Origin of the sequence: Photorhabdus sp. RM71S (genome assembly GCF_042879355.1) — a bacterium.
GTDB classification, from domain to species: domain Bacteria; phylum Pseudomonadota; class Gammaproteobacteria; order Enterobacterales; family Enterobacteriaceae; genus Photorhabdus; species Photorhabdus kayaii.
The window spans coordinates 25,144-43,578 of record NZ_JBHFKV010000021.1 but is presented as its reverse complement, the minus strand read 5'-3'; the positions used below and the strand labels follow the sequence as shown (position 1 = coordinate 43,578).

The window sequence follows — 18,435 nt, the reverse complement described above, 5'->3', positions numbered from 1 at the left end:
TTATTCCATTCTTTTTGGCGCAAAATATTCATTTACTAGTACAAGATCTGATGTGTGATATTTCTTGGTTTTTTTACATTGAGGTAAAATGGATTAAACGGTTCTTGAGAAGATCATTATAAATGAGGTATTAAAAATGTTGGATATTCTATGGTATTGGTGGAGCTAGTTTGTTTTATTTTTATCTTATAGATATATATGTTGATATTTATAATTTTTTAGTGAAAAATTTTGTTCATCAGGTTTTATTTTAGCCAGATTAGTGTATTGAATTGTTATTTTTTCAGATATCTTTTGTTCATATATTGTGCATATAAAGGATGTGTTTTGTCCAAAAAACAGATGCATTTCCAGTGTTATTGATTACATAATTGATAATGATTCTCGATAGCTATATTCCCTTCTTGTTTGATGAACTATTGGGTTTAGTGCCTTTGTTCTGAGAGTGTTTCTGTGATTAGGTTAGGTTGTAATCTGTTGTTGCATTAACTGTCATATTTGAGGAATAGTTATAATTACTCGGAAAATTATCACTATTATTTATATAGGAAAATAAATTTCTTATCAAAATCCTATTTTTTTCATCTTTTTTATGGAATATCAGGATATTTATATCACCAATGATTATTGATTTCATTATTCTGATGGGAAATGATATTGATTTTTATCTCTATTCCTATTAGTTATTTGTGCGGTAAATCTCAATTAATTATTTTGTTCCTATAGAGTTAATTGTTTTATCTATTCTTATCATTTAAGAAAATGACATTTTTGATATATGTTAATGACATTATTAGCTGTTTTTTTTATATGTATAAATAATTTTTTTGGGATGACAGTCGTAAATATTACATGAAATAATGAAAAATGGAAAAAATGACTTTTAATATTTCACTTGATTTGTATCATAAGAATATGAATTGGGAAATAGCGTATGTTTTTATTTAAATATTAATGTGTAAACTATTCATTTCTTGTATTATATAAAGAGTGGTAATTTAATTTATGATAGGTATTTAATAGGATTATATATTTATGTGGTTTGGAGGTTTTATTTCTGGAATTGTATTTCTTATATAGAATTTTAAAGCAGATTGTAGGGATAATAAATCATATTCAATTCGTTTAAAATGCCTAATGTTTTTAAAATATATATATTGACCATGTGTAAATTTAATTAATGGTTAATTTTGAGTATGAAGACTAAAGATGAAAAAGATAAAGTAATTGATAGAGAGGTTTTGCGTATTATTATATTATGAAATACAATATTTGATAAGTTTTTCTAATTAATTTTGCTGCTATTTGGGTTGTCAGGAGTCGAAATAGACCGATTTTTCTGGCTATCTCTGTGCTGGATATTGATTGTTATGCAATCAATAAAATGTTGTTATAGTTGTTTTTTTATTCATTATCTTACTGTATTTTATGCTATTTTTGTATGGTTAGTGTTATCTGTGCATTGAGGTATGCATTTTTAGTTAAACCTTTTGGTTAAAGAAAGTACAAATCTAAACGAAAAGTGATCATACCAGTATCTTTTTTACAACCAAATTTTACATAAACCCAATCTGTTTTATCGTACAAATGGAGATTCTGGATCTCAGAATAAGATTATTGTTTACACTTATTACTCAGGGATAAAACTGTCTTTTTTAGTGTTAGTTTGACTCAGGATAGGATTTTTTATCGTTATTTTAAATTTATAAGTTTAATAGATCGTATAAAATCAAAAAATATATCTAATATTTTTATTTAGATAATTTAACTTATTAAAATTGAGAATTCGGATTTTATTTAATTGTTTGAATAGTTAATGAGCAATTCATCGATTAAATGCATATTAAAAGCCCTTGTTTTTGTGAGTTATGTCACATAGTATTTAAAATTGCGCCCTCTTTCCGTTGTATAAGTTGATGATTCAGGAGTAAAGTTGTTCTGCATTAAGAATATTCTTAATCGCTAATGAAAAATGTTATATCAGGTAACGCAATAATACTTTTGCAGCTCACTACCGCAATATTTTTGAAGTTGGATGAATCAAAAGTAATACAAAGGATGGTTACTGCTCTGACTAAGCCTGTATATTTTAGTTATGTAAGAGATTATTAATCCCTAAGCTATTTTAGGAATTTTGTCACGAGTGGTTTTTCGAACACTTAACTGATTTTTTAATGTAATCGGACGGGATAGAGAAATGAGTACGGTTGAATTGCTCAAACATATTTATGACATAAATTTATCGTATTTGCTTTTAGCTCAGCGATTAATTAACCATGAAAAAGCGTCAGCGATGTTCCGTTTAGGTATTAGCGATTCTATGGCTGATACGTTGTCTGAATTGTCATTACCTCAGTTGGTCAAGCTCGCTGAGACTAATCAATTAGTCTGTAATTTCCGGTTCGAAGACAGTGAGACTATTCAGCAGCTTACTAGGGAATCTCGAGTGGATGATTTACAACAAATACATACAGGCATTTTGTTATCTACTCATTTATTTCAGAAGTTATCTTCGAAAGACGATACGTCAGTGAAAAAAAGAGCATAAGAGATGGCCGAGAAAAGTATAGTTCAAGAAGCTAAGGATATACAGTTGGCGATGGAACTCATCACTTTGGGGGCACGGTTACAAATGCTTGAAAGTGAAACGCAATTGAGCAGAGGGCGACTAATTAAACTTTATAAAGAATTGAGGGGGAGTCCTCCGCCAAAGGGGATGCTGCCTTTTTCAACAGATTGGTTTATGACGTGGGAACAGAATATTCATTCATCGATGTTCTATAATGCCTATCGTTTTTTACTCAAGAGTGGTTATTGTGAAGGTGTAGAGGCTGTTGTTAAAGCGTATCGACTCTATCTTGAACAATGTCCTCCTGTTGAAGGGGACGCACCGGTTTTGGCGTTGACTCGTGCCTGGACGTTGGTACGTTTTGTGGACAGTGGCATGTTGCAACCTTCACAATGTCGGACCTGTGGTGGAACTTTTATTACTCATGCTCATCAACCTGTGAATAGCTTTGTTTGTAGCCTTTGCCAACCGCCATCACGTGCAGTAAAAAAACGTAAACTTTCCTCTGAGTCTGCCGATACTAATTCACAACTGCTGGATGGACTTGCTCAGCACGCAGTGTGAATTTAAATGGGAAAATTATTCCTACAGGTTACAGATTTTACTTTTTCTCCTGTAACCTGTATTGAAACCACAACCATTCTGGATTCAAACTGCTCAACTTCCCATCCGCTCACCAACTTAGCTAAAGGATATCGCGTGTTAGTACTTTTAGGATATATCGTAGTTTTTGGTGCGGTAATCGGTGGTTACCTGATTGTAGGTGGTCATTTGGGCGCACTTTATCAACCCGCTGAATTTTTAATTATCACTGGTGCTGGTATCGGTGCTTTCATTGTTGGTAACAACGGAAAAGCGATTAAGGCAACATTACGTGTTTTGCCAAAGGTAATGCGTAGATCTAAATATAACAAGGTGATGTATATGGATCTGATGGCGTTGCTTTTTCGATTGTTAGCAAAATCTCGCATGCAGGGTCTCTTAGCATTAGAGCGAGATATCGAACATCCTCAGCAGAGCGATATTTTCACCCAGTATCCGCGTTTGCTTAAGGATAAGCATTTGATGGATTTTATCACTGACTACATGCGATTGATTGTCAGCGGCAATATGAATCCCCATGAAATTGAAGCTTTGATGGATGAAGAAATTGAAACTTATGAGCAGGAAAGCGAGATTCCGGCAACCAGCTTGATGATGGTTGGAGATTCTCTTCCTGCTTTTGGTATTGTCGCTGCTGTTATGGGGGTTGTTAATGCTTTGGGTTCGGCAGATCGCCCGGCAGGAGAACTTGGCGTGCTGATTGCTCATGCAATGGTTGGGACATTCCTCGGTATTTTGCTGGCATATGGTTTTATCTCGCCATTGGCAACATTGTTACGTCAGCGCAGCGGTGAACATCTTAAAATGATGCAATGCATTAAAGTGACATTATTATCCAGCCTGAATGGTTATGCTCCGCAAATTGCGGTTGAATTTGGCCGTAAGACACTGTATCTCACAGATCGCCCTTCTTTCACTGAGTTGGAAGAACATGTTCGCCGGGTAAAATCACCTGTTCAACAAGAAACTGAAGAACAGGCATGAAGGCGCGTAACGTCTCTGTCATTAGGGTAAAAAGACGTAAAAGGAATGGCATCAAACATCATGGTGGTTCATGGAAAATTGCTTATGCTGATTTTATGACCGCCATGATGGCATTTTTTCTGGTTATGTGGTTGTTGGCAATTTCCAGCCCACAAGAATTGACCCGAATTGCAGAATATTTTCGTACCCCATTACAAGTTGCAATCAATAAAGGGGAGCGTAGCAGTGATAGCTCGAATCCTATTCCCGGAGGGGGGGAAGATGTGCTTCATCAGGAAGGCGATATTTTGCGTCAGGTTGAAGTCGTTGAAGCTAATGATGAGGCTCGCAAGTTAAATAGGCTGCGTGAGCAACTCGATCAGTTGATCATTACTGATCCTCGCCTTAAAGCATTACGTCCACATCTGTTGATTGACATGATGGATGAAGGGTTACGTATCCAGATTATTGACCGGGAAAACCGGCCAATGTTTATGGTTGGCAGTGCAAAAGTTGAAAGTTACATGAGTGACATTTTGCGGGCTATTGCACCAATCTTGAACGATATTCCCAATAAAATCAGCCTATCAGGTCATACTGATGACTTGAAATATGCTAATGGTGAGCGTGGTTACAGTAACTGGGAACTCTCCGCAGATCGGGCGAATGCATCAAGGAGAGAGCTGTTGATAGGTGGGCTGGATGAAGTAAAGATATTGCGGGTGGTTGGTATGGCTTCAACGGTTCGTCTGAAACAGGAAGATGCCAGCGCACCGGTTAACCGTCGCATCAGTATTTTAGTGCTCAATAAACAAGCGGAAGAGCGGATTGAACAGCAAAACACCGGCAGCGATTCCTTGATTATTAATGATAGTAAGGAAATTCACGAGGTGATTGGAAAGGATTCAGCTGAAAGTAGGCCAACACAACAGTCCAATGAAATCACAGTATTGGCCCAGCCAGCACCAGCGTCGTTGAGTGCTGAGCCTAATCGTGTACCGACCAAGGTGACAAAGTAACGATGGATATTACCGCGTTTTATCAGACTTTTTTTGATGAAGCAGACGAATTGCTGGAGGATATGGAGCAGCATCTATTGCAGCTCGATCCTGATGCGCCAGATCAGGAGCAATTGAATGCTATTTTTCGTAGTGCTCACTCAATAAAAGGTGGCGCTGCGACTTTTGGTTTTATCAAACTACAGCAAACCACGCATGTTCTGGAAAATTTGCTGGACAGTGCCAGACGAGATGAAATGAGTCTGACGACTGATATTATCAACCTGTTTTTAGAAGCGAAAGATATTATGCAGCAACAGTTGGATGCCTATAAAAGTTCTCAGGAGCCGGATGAAAGTGCGTTTACCTACATCTGTGAGACTTTGCGCCAGCTTGCATTGGAAGTACAGAGAGAGAATGAAGGCGGGGTTGAGTCTGTCATAGATGCGGTGATGCCAGAGGTGACTGAATCTGAACCAGAATTAAAATCGGAGCCTGTTGCGACTGAAAATCAGCAAGGTAGAGTTCGGGTTCATCTTTCTGGTCTGAAAGAGCGTGAAGTTTCTCTGATGCTTGATGAGCTGAGTAATCTGGGGGAGGTTTATGATGCTGAACAGACTAGGGATAGTGTTGAAGCATCATTGGTAACATCAGCCACAGAGGATGATATCACGGCAGTTCTCTGTTTTGTTATTGAACCGGAACAGATCACTTTCTTGCCGGTAGCTGAACCCAAAGACAAAGTTAAAAATAAAGATACAGCTAAAGTCGTTAAAACAACTACGCCGGAGAAAGGTTCCACACCGCCTGCCGGGCGTCCTGCGCCGATACCACCGGCTGGATCGCCACGTCAACGGGCAGAATCTTCCAGTATTCGGGTTGCGGTTGAGAAGGTTGATCAACTGATAAATCTGGTTGGTGAACTGGTTATTACTCAATCTATGTTGGCTCAGCACTGTAACGCTCTTGAACCGACTTTGCATGGCGATTTGCTAAATTGCATGGTTCAGTTACAGAGAAATTCCAGAGATTTGCAAGAATCTGTGATGTCTATCCGTATGATGCCGATGGAATATGTGTTCAGCCGTTACCCGCGTTTAGTCAGGGATCTTGCTAGCAAGCTGAATAAAAAAGTGGATCTCACTTTGGTTGGCAGTTCCACAGAATTGGATAAGAGTTTAATCGAGCGCATTATTGATCCGCTGACTCATCTAGTCCGTAACAGTCTAGATCATGGTATTGAAGAACCAGAAGCTCGGCTTGCTGTGGGTAAACCTGAAACGGGCAACTTGACACTTTCTGCTGAACATCAGGGCGGGAATATTTGTATTGAAGTTGTAGATGATGGCGCCGGGTTGAACCGTGAAAAGATTCTGGCCAAAGCGACATCACAAGGGCTTTCAGTCAGTGAAAACATGAGTAACGAAGAGGTTGCGATGTTGATTTTCGCGCCTGGTTTTTCCACGGCTGAAGTTGTAACAGATGTATCTGGCCGCGGTGTAGGAATGGACGTAGTTAAGCGAAATATTCAGGAAATGGGAGGGCAAATCCAAATTAACTTCCAGGCAGGTAAAGGGACAGTGACGCGGATTTTGTTACCTCTGACACTGGCAATCCTTGATGGTATGTCAGTGAAAGTGAATGACGAAGTGTTTATTTTGCCGTTAAGTGCAGTAGTAAGTTCTCTTCAACCGCAGGAAGAAGATATTTATCCCTTGGCGGGAGATGAAAAATTATTGCATGTCAGAGGAGAATACTTGCCACTCATTAAGTTATATCGAGTTTTTGATATTCCTGATGCAAAGACAGATCCGACGAAAGGGATTATTGTGATTGTACAAAGTGCCGGCCGTCGTTATGCCTTGCTGGTTGATCAATTAGTTGGGCAGCATCAAGTGGTTGTGAAAAATATCGAAAGTAACTATCGCAAGGTACCCGGGATCTCCGCTGCCACAATTATGGGTGATGGCAGTGTGGCGTTGATTATTGATATTTCTGCCTTGCAGCAACTCAATCATGACCAATTGGCACTCAACAAAGCTGAGTTATTAGCAAAAAATAAGCACTGAATGGGGGGATCCCCATGAAAAATCGTCAATCTCACAGTAAAAGGTAAGATCATGTCGGCCATAGAAGCGTTTAATAAATTGTCAGGAGAAACTGCCGGGGAAGGATATTTAGTTTTTACCCTAGGTGATGAAGAGTATGGTATCGAAATACTGAAAGTACAGGAGATACGGGGCTATGATCAGGTTACCCGTATTGCAAATACGCCGGCATTCATTAAAGGGATAACCAATCTGCGTGGCGTTATTGTGCCTATCATTGACCTGAGAATTAAATTTGCTCAGGAAACGGTTACCTATAATGATAATACCGTTGTTATTGTTTTGAATCTGTTAAACCGGGTGGTAGGTATTGTAGTTGATGGTGTTTCGGATGTTTTATCGCTCAAAGCTGAGCAAATCTGTCCGGCGCCTGAATTTGCAGTAACATTATCTACCGAATATCTAACAGGATTGGGTTCACTTGATGATCGCATGCTGATTTTGGTGGATATTGAGAAGTTGCTTAACAGTGAAGAGATGGCTCTGGTAGATTCAGTAGCTAAAAGTTAATCATTAAATATCACTGCCATCATCGACATCGACAGATGGCAGCTACTTTTTGTCTATCCCTCGTTAATTTCGTCAGAAAAAATATTCAAATTTCTTTTATACGACCAGTAAAGTTTCCTTTGATGATGCCGATAACAGAGCCATGCTGATCTATTGTAAAAAGGGAAAACATGTTTAACCGAATGAAAATAGTGACCGGACTGATGGCGGTCATCATATTATTTGGTGCTCTGCAATTTATATCTGGAGGGCTTTTCTTCCATGAGTTGAAAAGTAACAAGGAAAATCTAGAAATACTGGATAAAATGCGGGAACAGCAGACATTTTTGAATGACACTTGGGTTAATTTGTTACAGGCCCGTAACAACTTGAACCGTGCTGGCATTCGTTACATGATGAAAAAAGATGAGGGAATCGATAATTACTACACATTGGAGCAGTTACTGACAGATGCCAGAAGTAACCTCTCTATCGCAGAGCAGCGTTTTGAACAATACGAACAGACCGCTAAATTGCCTATTCATGAATCAGAAAGTCTTAATCGCCTTAAAAAAGCCTATGATGTTTATATTTCAGCGCTTCATGAGCTTATTGTTCTGCTTGAACATGATCGGGCGGTAGAATTTTTCAACCAGCCAACGGGCAAATATCAGAGTGCTTTTGAGGAAGAATATAACTTCTATTTGACCCAAAACGATCATCTCTATTCTGATGTGGTATTTGATGCAAGTATCTCTTACAGAAATGCGGTGATTATGTTGGGTATTATCATGCTGATTCTGGTTTCAGCCATGATTTTTAGTTGGGTTAGCATTAAACATAGTTTGCTGAATCCGTTAAACAAATTATTGGAGAATATTAAGGCACTTTCTACCGGTGATTTAACACAAAATGTGACTGTTTCAGGCAGAAATGAGATGAGTACGCTGGCTGTTGGCTTGAAGCATATGCAAAAAGAATTTATCACTACTGTCAGTAGTGTTCGTCAAAGCAGTGAAAGTATTTATAACGGAACCAGTGAAATTGCTGCTGGAAATAATGATCTTTCTTCTCGCACTGAGGAACAAGTTGCTTCTTTGGAAGAAACCGCCGCCAGTATGGAGCAATTGACAGCAACTGTACGCCAAAATGCGGAAAATGCTCGTCAGGCAAGTAACTTAGCTGATAGTGCTTCTGAAGTTGCACGCCAGGGTGGAAAAGTCGTGGCGAATGTTGTACAGACAATGCGTGAAATTGCCGGTAGTTCTCAGAAGATTTCCGATATTACCAGTGTTATTGATGCTATTGCGTTCCAGACTAACATTTTGGCGTTGAATGCCGCAGTGGAAGCAGCACGTGCCGGTGAACATGGGCGAGGTTTTGCTGTTGTGGCAGGAGAAGTGCGTAACCTTGCACAGCGTAGTGCTGAGGCGGCAAAAGAGATCAAAGCATTAATAGAAGATTCAGTAAGCCGCGCAGATACCGGTTCTGTCTTGGTTGAAAGCGCTGGTGAAACCATGAATAACATTGTCAGTTCAGTCACCCGTGTCACTGACATTATGGGTGAAATTGCATCTGCATCCGATGAACAAAGCAGAGGGATAACTCAGGTTGGCCTGGCTATCTCCGAAATGGATCGTGTAACACAGCAAAATGCTGCTTTAGTTGAGCAATCCGCGGCAGCAGCGGCTGCACTGGAAGATCAAGCTGCTGGATTGAAGAAACTAGTTTCTCTGTTCCAATTGCCGAATCTTGACGATAAATCTCAACCCGAAATGAAAATTGAGCATTTACCTGTGGCTAAGACTCCTCCTGCTAAATCGAATCCACTGGTGTTGAAGAAAGCGAACAATGTGGAAGAACAAGCTAATTGGGAAACATTTTAAAACACTAAGCGATAACTACGGCTGCACATGCAGCCGTTAACAGAGGTGATTACATGTTAGGCAGGCTTCGTATATCAACCAGTTTATATCTGTTACTGATGATGTTTTGTGTAATGCAGATAATCTCAAGTGGTTTATCACTTGGAATCATTCACGCAGATCAGTCTTATATTGAACGGATTGATCTGGGAACACAGAAGAGGGATACCTTAGGGTTGAGCTGGGCAGCTCTGCTGCAATCGCGTAATACACTTAATCGAATCGCTGTAGGGAAAACGCTGCAACAATCTGAGGATCATATTGGCAGTATGGTTGCTAATGTTAAGGAGACCTTAGATAGGGCTGAGATGCATTTTGCTGAGTTTATTGCGCTGCCTAAATTGAATGACGAGGATGGTAGTAGTGTATTGCTGGCCTCGGTAGAAACCAGTTATAAGGAATATATCAAAGCGCTTAGAGAACTCTCGGCTTTTTTAGAAAGTGGTAATTATGATGCATTCTTAGACCAGCCGACAGAAAAGTATCAGCAGCAACTTGAATCTGATTTCAATCATTATATGCAATATATCGGTGAGGAGATTACCACCGCCGTTCAAGATGGTCGTCTTTATTACCAAATTTCAGTTGCCATGTTTGCAGGTGCGATATTAATGGTACTGGTTGTTGCCTGGGCGGCTCATTGGTGGTTGAAAAAGAATCTGCTCAGACCTTTTGCCAATATGCGTAGCCACTTCCAGAATGTTGCGGAAGGAAAACTCAATAAAGAAGTTTCTGTTTTCACTCAAGATGAAATTGGTGAAGTGTTCCTAAAATTACGTGAAATGCAACGTTCATTGGTTAATTCCATTACTTTGGTAAAAGAGAATACTAACTTGATGTATAACGGTATTCAGGAAATTACTCAGGGTAATACCGATCTCTCTTCCCGCACTGAAGAGCAAGCTGCATCACTGGAAGAAACGGCAGCCAGTATGGAACAACTGACTGCAACTGTACGTCAGAATGCGGAAAATGCTCGCCAGGCCAGTGAATTGGCGGTATCTGCATCGAAAACAGCCTCTAAAGGGGGCGAACTGACAGTTGATGTTGTGGAAACAATGGATGCAATTGCCAATAGCTCACAGAAAATCAGTGCCATTATCAGCGTCATTGATGGTATTGCATTTCAGACCAACATTTTGGCATTGAATGCGGCAGTAGAAGCCGCACGGGCAGGTGAACAAGGCCGAGGTTTCTCTGTTGTTGCTGGTGAAGTGAGGGATCTCGCTCAGCGAAGTGCCGAAGCAGCGAAAGAGATTAAGACATTAATTAGTGAATCCGTTCAGCGGGTAAGCCAAGGTTCCGAGTTGGTTAGTCATGCAGGGAAGACCATGAATGAATTGGTCGTTTCTGTAAACCAGGTTACGGATCTGATGGCTGAAATTGCTGCGGCATCTGATGAACAAAGTCGGGGAATTCATCAAGTAGCACAAGCTGTTACACAGATGGATCAGGTTACTCAGCAGAACGCGGCATTGGTTGAACAGTCAGCGGCGGCGGCGGCGGCACTTGAAGACCAGGCCGATATTTTGGTGCAAATAGTGGCACAATTTGAGTTACCCAATAATTCAGAAAATAAGCTTGAAAATGAACTTTCACTGACGCTGAAGTCTGCGGATAGCGAATGGGCAGTCAATCAGACTCGCTGAGGCCAGATGAAATCAAATTTAATTGCTTCAGTGACAAGTTTGCCATCTTCACCACTGCATCACATGATTCAGCGTTACACCATGTCAGATGCGCATTTTGAGCGCATCTGCCAGCTCATATATCAACGTGCGGGTATTGTGCTGGCTGCACATAAACGGGAGATGGTTTACAACCGTTTAATTCGGCGTTTGCGTACCCTTGAAATACGTGATTTTGGGCAATACCTGTTCGTTCTTGAAAATGACATGAATAGTGAGGAGTGGCAGGAATTTATCAATGCATTGACAACTAACCTGACGGCGTTTTTCAGGGAAGCTCATCATTTTCCTCTGTTAGCTAAACATGCAAGTAAAAAAAATGGATCGTACCGGGTATGGAGTGCAGCGGCATCGACAGGAGAAGAGCCATATTCGATTGCAATGACGCTAAGTGATGTCTTAGGGGAGCATTTTCACCGGGCAAAAATTATTGCCAGTGATATTGATACCCATGTATTGGAAAAAGCACGCAGAGGGGTTTATCGACTGGATGAGTTGCGTCAACTGACCGATCAACAGAGAAAACGTTACTTTTTTAAAGGTATTGGATCTTATGAGGGTTATGCTCGTGTCCGGCCCCAACTTGCTGACATGGTGACATTCCAGCATCTAAACCTGTTAGATCCCAATTGGCCATTTGAAGAGAAATTTGATGCCATCTTTTGCCGTAATGTTATGATTTATTTTGATAAAAAGACTCAGGAACGGATACTGCGCCATTTTGTTGCTTTGTTAAAACCCGATGGATTGCTCTTTGCAGGGCATTCTGAAAATGTCACTCAAATAAGCCGGGAATTCTACTTGCAAGGACAGACCGTTTACGGTGTAGGCCGGGCAAGGAGAGGTCATGAATAAAATAACTGTTCTTTGTGTCGATGATTCAGCGCTTATGCGTCAAATCATGCGAGAGATCATCAATAGTCACTCGGATATGGAGGTAGTGGCTTGTGCGCCAGATCCACTGGTAGCACGTGATCTGATTAAAAAGCATAATCCACAAGTGCTCACACTGGATGTTGAAATGCCACGCATGGATGGTATTGATTTTCTGGAAAAATTAATGCGCTTACGGCCAATGCCGGTGGTTATGATCTCTTCTCTAACAGCCAAAGGTTCTGAAATCACATTAAGGGCATTGGAACTTGGTGCTGTTGACTTTGTAACCAAACCTCAATTGGGTATTCGTGAAGGCATGCTGGCTTACAGTGAACTTATCGCGGAGAAAATACGGACAGCAGCACAGGCTAAATTATCTGTACCAATAATCACACCCGTAAGTTCTGCTCCTTTAAGTTTTAAACCTTTGTTATCCAGTGAAAAACTGATAGCAGTAGGCGCTTCTACTGGAGGAACGGAAGCAATAAAGAATTTGTTGCAACCGTTACCTGTCACTAGCCCGGCACTACTTATTACCCAACATATGCCACCTGGTTTTACCCGTTCTTTTGCTGAACGGCTGAATAAACTTAGCCAAATTACTGTAAAAGAGGCTGAAAATGGTGAACGGATTTTGCCGGGGCATGCTTACATTGCTCCGGGTGATCGTCATATGGAACTATGTCGTAATGGTGCTGATTACCAGGTTCTGATCTCCGATGCACCGGCTGTTAATCGTCATCGTCCGTCTGTAGATGTGTTGTTTCGATCAATTGCTAAATTTGCCGGGAAGAATGCTGTCGGAGTGTTACTGACCGGCATGGGCAGTGATGGCGCAGCGGGTTTACTAGAGATGAAGCAAGCGGGAGCGTACACATTGGCGCAGGATGAAGCAAGTTGTGTGGTATTTGGTATGCCAAGAGCGGCAATACAAATGGGGGCGGTGGATGAGGTCATGGATATACTCAAAATGAGCAAGAGCATGCTGGCAAAAATAAGCTCGGGGCAAGCTGTCCGTATTTAACGGCTATCGGATATACCCTATGGATTTCAAGGTGCATCGCGACGGCAAGGGAGCGAATCCCCGGGAGCATAGATAACTATGTGACCGGGGTGAGTGAGCACAGCCAACAAAGAGGCAACTTGAAAGATGACGGGTATAAATTTAATTTTTTAAGCGGCTCTGCGCTGACTGGTAAATAATTTCAAGGAGTTTTTATGGCGAATAAGGATCTGAGATTTTTGGTGGTTGATGATTTTTCAACCATGCGTCGCATCGTTCGTAACCTTTTAAAAGAATTGGGCTTTAATAATGTAGAAGAAGCTCAAGATGGGGCAGAAGCTCTGGCTAAGATTCGTGCATCGCAATTTGACTTTATCATCTCTGATTGGAATATGCCCAATATGGATGGTTTAGAGTTGCTAAAAATCATTCGTGAAGATGCCCAATTGGCTAAGATACCGGTTTTGATGGTGACCGCAGAAGCGAAGAAAGAAAATATCATTGCAGCCGCACAAGCCGGGGCCAGTGGCTATGTTGTTAAACCTTTTACCGCAGCTACTCTGGAAGAAAAGCTCAACAAAATATTTGAAAAACTGGGCCTCTAAGGAGACATAATGAGTGTAAATCCAGTCATGCCAAGGGATGAGACCATTAGTGCCAGTGAAATTATCAGCCGTATTGGCCAGCTTACGCGTATGTTGCGTGATAGTTTACGTGAATTGGGATTGGATCAAACCATTGCCCAAGCTGCTGAGGCAATACCCGATGCGAGAGAACGCCTGGACTATGTTGTGCAGATGACAGCGCAGGCGGCGGAAAGGGCGCTTAATTGCGTTGAAGCGGCGCAACCTCGTCAGAATGAGTTAGAGTCATCGGCAATATCACTGAAAAAACGTTGGGATGAGTGGTTTGAAAACCCAGTTGAGATGCCTGTGGCACGCTCGTTGGTTATGGATACCCGGAATTACCTCAATTCGGTACCTGAACATACTGCTTTCACTAACGCTCAACTGCTGGAGATCATGATGGCACAAGACTTTCAGGATCTTACCGGTCAAGTTATCAAGCGGATGATGGATGTTATTCAGGAAATAGAAAAACAGTTGGTGATGGTATTAATGGAAAACATGCCGGCTGATCAGATAGCGAAAACTAAGAAAGAGGCTGACAGCTTACTAAATGGTCCGCAGGTGAACCAAAACGGCGTGGGCGTTATTGCTAATCAGGCTCAGGTTGATGATCTACTGGATAGCTTAGGTTTCTGAATAAACGTGGCAGGGGTAAACCTGCCACTCAGGATTAAAGATTTTTCGGAAATATGATTGATGGTATTGATCGGTATTAATCTTATTCTCTTCACCTTCTCCTTGGAAGCCAGACTAATAAAACAAGAGCGTAGCGATAATATCTATTACCCTTCATCTTTCAAGCTGCTGCTTTGTTGGCTACTTTCACTCACCCCAGTCACATAGTTATCTATGCTCCTAGGGATTCGTTCACTTGCCGCTGCGCTGCAACTCGAAATCTATTAGGTATAAACCAAATACAACATCCAGAGAACACTAAATTTTTATTACAGCGATATCCTACTTAATGAGGCACTGCAAATTTAAAGTAATCGCTGAGGAGAACTATTTTATCGTCCATAATTTCGATTAATGTCACGCCCATATTGCTATAAATATCACTATTTTTACGGCGCCCTTCATTTTCCCAAATAACGCAAGCCTGGTTATTACTAGCAATGAAACCAGTTTGCCTAAAATGTAAATATTCAAAATTTGAGAAAAGCTTCTTGAGAAAAATAATCGACATCTTTTTACCTACCATTGGAGGAAGGCCCGGATAATAAAGTGAAATATCTTCAGAAAAAATATTATCCAGTCGTTTAAGGTCATACTGATTCATTGAGCTAAGAAGTTCTGCGGTTAACTCATCTATTCGGTTCATTATGTTTTGTCCTCTGTTTTATTTACTTGCCAGCATGATCGCGTTAAAAATTTAGGTCTGGCTGATTACTTCATTTTCCTGCTGCAAAACGTTTAATCGCTGCGCCAGTTGTCTAACCCTCGGTGCGTTAAATAGATCGCGTAACGTTATTTCAACGCCGAAGTCACTACGCACTCTTGCTATTACCCGCATTGCAACTAAAGATTCGCCGCCGAGCTCAAAGAAATTATCCTCTGGAGAGATATTTTCTAATCCCAACAACTCAGCAAACAGACGACAAAGCGAGAGTTCCTGTGGGCTGAAGGTGCCACTTTCATTGACTACTACACTGTTCCACGTGGGTTTCGGTAACGCTTTACGATCTAACTTTCCGTTAATGGTCAACGGGAAGTGATCAAGCTGCACTATTGCTGCTGGAATCATCGCTTCCGGCAAGCATGTGGTCAGACTGGACCGTATTAACTGTGATTCAAGCGTAATACCCTTATGAGCAATGACATAACCCACCAACCGCTTCTGTTGACCTTCATCTTCACGCACAATGACCTCAGACTGCACGATATCAGGGTGCGCATTTAACGCTGCCGCCACCTCGCCCAATTCAATACGGAAACCGCGGATTTTAACTTGATCGTCAGTGCGGCCAAGGAAGTCCAGTACTCCATCCCGACGCAATCTTGCCAGGTCACCCGTGCGATACATGCGTGCATCTGTGCCGATAAAAGGATCAGCAATAAAGCGTTCAGCAGTGAGTTCAGGACGATTCAGATAACCACGCGCTACCCCTGCACCTCCCACATATATCTCACCCACAAAACCTACCGGAGCCGGGTGCTGAGCCTCATCAAGAATATAAATACCGAGATCATCAATAGGTTCACCAATAAGACTTGAAGCAGGCTGAGCAACGACTTCACGTGAAAGAGGGAAATAGGTCACATGTACAGTGGTTTCAGTAATACCATACATGTTGATCAACTGAGGTGCGTTGTCATCGTGCCTTTGATACCACTCCTCCAGAATATGCGCATTCAGCGCTTCTCCGCCAAAAATCACCGTGCGTAGCACCAAACTCTGCCCAAGCTTAGGGGCTTCGCGATCAGCATGGATCAGCGCCTGAAACGCTGAAGGTGTCTGATTTAACACCGTCACTTTTTCGCTAACTAAAAGCTGCAAAAAATCTGTAGGTGAACGGCTGACTTCCCAGGGAACAATCACCAATCTTCCGCCATTCAACAATGCTCCCCAACACTCCCAGACAGCAAAATCAAAAGCATAAGAGTGAAACATTGTCCAACAATCAGTTTCAGAGAAATTAAACCAGCGCTGAGTACTTTGTAGCAAACGCATCACATTATGATGAGTCACTACCACGCCTTTGGGCACACCGGTGGAGCCAGAAGTGTAAATGATATAAGCAGGATGCGCTGACATCAGCGGTTGCAAGCGCTCTTTGTCAGATAGATCAGCAACACTTTGCATTTCCAGATGGGTGATCAATTCGGGATCATCTAGCAATACCATGGGGGTATTGGTTGTCAGGCGTTGCGCAATTTCACTGCTGGTGATCACACAAGCAGGTTCAGCATCGTCAATCATAAAATTAAGACGACTTTGCGGATAATCCGCCTCCACTGGCACGTAAGCAGCACCAGCCTTGATGATAGCCAGCAGTGTCACCATCATCTCAATAGAACGAGGTAAGCAGACCATAACACGCTGTTCCGGGCCTATTTGCCGTGATACCAGATAGCGCGCCAGTTGGTTAGCACGTTGGTTCAATACCGTATAACTAATATTCTCCTGCTGATAAGTCAGCGCCACACTATCTGGCATTGCAATTGTTTGTTGTTCAAAGCGCGAGGTCAGAGTTTCCTCATTTAATACTGTGCGCCGTGCAGGTAATAGGCTGCCTCCTATGTGCCAACCTGGCAATGTCAGTTCACCAATGGGGCGTGATATATCCGCCAGCAATTCAGTGATGAAATGCTGAAAAAGAGATTTTTGAAGGTTAATATCGTGGGGAGTGTAGAGGTTATCATTGGTATCGAGCGTAAACTGCAAACTGTCGCCTTCGCCATGATAATAAATGGTCACAGTGAGGTCCTCTACCGGTCCACTGGACAAATTTTTGGTACGCCCCAAATTACCCGCAAAGCTCACATTGCTGTTAAACAGCATCACATTGATATTCTGTGCAAACAAGCGGGGGGCAGAACCATTTCGCTGTAAATCACGATAGATATCTTCAGAACGATATTGCTGATGTTTGAGTAACTGGCGGATTTCCTGGCTGACCTGCTTACTAATGTCACCTATGGAATGAGCAGGATCTATTGTCAGACGCAGAGGTAATACATTGGATACCATACCTGGAATACTACGTAACATACGCCCTGAACGCGCAGTTACTGGCATACCCAAAGTAATATCCTGCTTATCGGTCATACGAGAAATCCAGGAAGCAACGATTGCAATAATAATTTGAGCCATACTACTTCCACTCTCTTCACTCAGAGTACGCAGAATATCATTGACCTTTGCCGGGATTTTACACTGGGTGCAACTGAACGAACCCAAATCGGCGAACTGACCAGGTTTCGCCCCTACGGCAAGGCTCTGTGGCTCACTTCGGCCTGCCATATACTGTGACCACCACTGACGGTCATGTTGAAAATTTTCCGAGCGGCGGTATTCTTCGTCAAAAGCCAACAGATCGCTAAGAGGCCTGAAAGGATTTTCCAGTTCAGCAGCGCCAGTCAATTTCTGGGTATACAGTTCAGCAAGCCGCTGAATCAGCAATGTAGTGCCAAAAGCATCACTAGCCAGATGATGGACACGGATAAACAAAAAATAGTGGTCATCACTGATTTTTAGCAGCGCAAAACCAAACAACGGCCCCTGTGTTAACTCCATCGGCCGCACCAATTCAGCTTTCATCCAGATTTCAGCTTCTGTTAACGCATCCGCATGGTTAGATAAATCAATAAGCGGACATTTCCATTGCGGAGAGGTAACAATCTGTTGTTGTAGTCCTTGTGGGTGCGGTACAACCACCACTCGTAAACATTCAGCTTCATCTATCAACTGGGACAATGCCGAGTTAAGTGTCTCAATATCGATAGCGCCTGAAATATCGATATAACAACCCGTGTTATAAATTCCTGCGCTTACATTTAATTGTTCAGCCAGCCAAATTTCCTGCTGTGCTGCGGTCAGGGGGTAATAGCTCCCTTGATGTTGTTTCATAATTAATCCTCACA

Annotated in this window: 14 protein-coding genes; 12 read left to right on the top strand and 2 right to left on the bottom strand. The window is 41.8% G+C overall.

Annotated elements, in window-relative coordinates; genetic code table 11:
• Positions 1 to 2,197: 2,197 nt before the first annotated feature.
• From flhD to cheZ, 12 genes are all read left to right on the top strand, one after another.
• Positions 2,198 to 2,548, top strand: coding sequence for a flagellar transcriptional regulator FlhD (flhD, locus tag ACGF5R_RS12700; RefSeq protein ID WP_112877894.1), 351 nt, complete (start codon positions 2,198 to 2,200; stop codon positions 2,546 to 2,548).
• A gap of 3 nt (positions 2,549 to 2,551) precedes the next feature.
• Positions 2,552 to 3,133 (top strand): flagellar transcriptional regulator FlhC, encoded by a 582-nt coding sequence (gene flhC / locus ACGF5R_RS12695; RefSeq protein WP_112877895.1) that lies wholly within the window; start codon positions 2,552 to 2,554, stop codon positions 3,131 to 3,133.
• A 135-nt stretch (positions 3,134 to 3,268) separates the two neighbouring features.
• Entirely contained in the window at positions 3,269 to 4,156 is an 888-nt protein-coding gene (gene motA / locus ACGF5R_RS12690; RefSeq protein ID WP_112877918.1) for a flagellar motor stator protein MotA, read from the top strand.
• A complete protein-coding gene (gene motB / locus ACGF5R_RS12685) occupies positions 4,153 to 5,154 on the top strand; it encodes a flagellar motor protein MotB (RefSeq protein ID WP_112877896.1) in 1,002 nt (333 codons plus the stop codon). The genes motA and motB overlap by 4 nt, the downstream gene beginning before the upstream one ends.
• Before the next feature lie 2 nt (positions 5,155 to 5,156).
• Positions 5,157 to 7,202, top strand: coding sequence for a chemotaxis protein CheA (gene cheA, locus ACGF5R_RS12680; protein ID WP_112877897.1), 2,046 nt, complete (start codon positions 5,157 to 5,159; stop codon positions 7,200 to 7,202).
• A 51-nt stretch (positions 7,203 to 7,253) separates the two neighbouring features.
• The gene (gene cheW / locus ACGF5R_RS12675) at positions 7,254 to 7,751 is read left to right on the top strand and encodes a chemotaxis protein CheW (RefSeq protein WP_011146122.1); all 498 of its coding nucleotides are present in this window, start codon (positions 7,254 to 7,256) and stop codon (positions 7,749 to 7,751) included.
• Positions 7,752 to 7,921: 170 nt separating this feature from the next.
• On the top strand, positions 7,922 to 9,616 hold the full coding sequence (locus ACGF5R_RS12670; protein WP_387691141.1) for a methyl-accepting chemotaxis protein: 1,695 nt from the start codon (positions 7,922 to 7,924) through the stop codon (positions 9,614 to 9,616).
• 53 nt (positions 9,617 to 9,669) lie between these two features.
• On the top strand, positions 9,670 to 11,304 hold the full coding sequence (locus ACGF5R_RS12665) for a methyl-accepting chemotaxis protein (protein ID WP_262980571.1): 1,635 nt from the start codon (positions 9,670 to 9,672) through the stop codon (positions 11,302 to 11,304).
• 6 nt (positions 11,305 to 11,310) lie between these two features.
• Positions 11,311 to 12,198 (top strand): protein-glutamate O-methyltransferase CheR, encoded by an 888-nt coding sequence (cheR, locus tag ACGF5R_RS12660; protein WP_112877900.1) that lies wholly within the window; start codon positions 11,311 to 11,313, stop codon positions 12,196 to 12,198.
• A complete protein-coding gene (locus ACGF5R_RS12655; protein ID WP_112877901.1) occupies positions 12,191 to 13,243 on the top strand; it encodes a chemotaxis response regulator protein-glutamate methylesterase in 1,053 nt (350 codons plus the stop codon). Before cheR ends, ACGF5R_RS12655 begins: the two co-directional genes overlap by 8 nt.
• 194 nt (positions 13,244 to 13,437) lie before the next feature.
• The gene (gene cheY, locus ACGF5R_RS12650) at positions 13,438 to 13,827 is read left to right on the top strand and encodes a chemotaxis response regulator CheY (RefSeq protein ID WP_011146127.1); all 390 of its coding nucleotides are present in this window, start codon (positions 13,438 to 13,440) and stop codon (positions 13,825 to 13,827) included.
• Between the two features lie 9 nt (positions 13,828 to 13,836).
• The gene (gene cheZ, locus ACGF5R_RS12645; protein ID WP_112877902.1) at positions 13,837 to 14,487 is read left to right on the top strand and encodes a protein phosphatase CheZ; all 651 of its coding nucleotides are present in this window, start codon (positions 13,837 to 13,839) and stop codon (positions 14,485 to 14,487) included.
• Between the two features lie 325 nt (positions 14,488 to 14,812).
• Here the strand turns inward: cheZ and ACGF5R_RS12640 are convergent, their stop codons facing one another.
• Together ACGF5R_RS12640 and ACGF5R_RS12635 are read right to left on the bottom strand one after the other, a co-directional pair.
• Positions 14,813 to 15,172, bottom strand: coding sequence for a nuclear transport factor 2 family protein (locus tag ACGF5R_RS12640; protein ID WP_112877903.1), 360 nt, complete (start codon positions 15,170 to 15,172; stop codon positions 14,813 to 14,815).
• A 51-nt stretch (positions 15,173 to 15,223) separates the two neighbouring features.
• Positions 15,224 to 18,421: an amino acid adenylation domain-containing protein gene (locus ACGF5R_RS12635; RefSeq protein ID WP_387691138.1), complete on the bottom strand. Its 3,198-nt coding sequence runs from the start codon at positions 18,419 to 18,421 to the stop codon at positions 15,224 to 15,226.
• Positions 18,422 to 18,435: the final 14 nt, after the last annotated feature.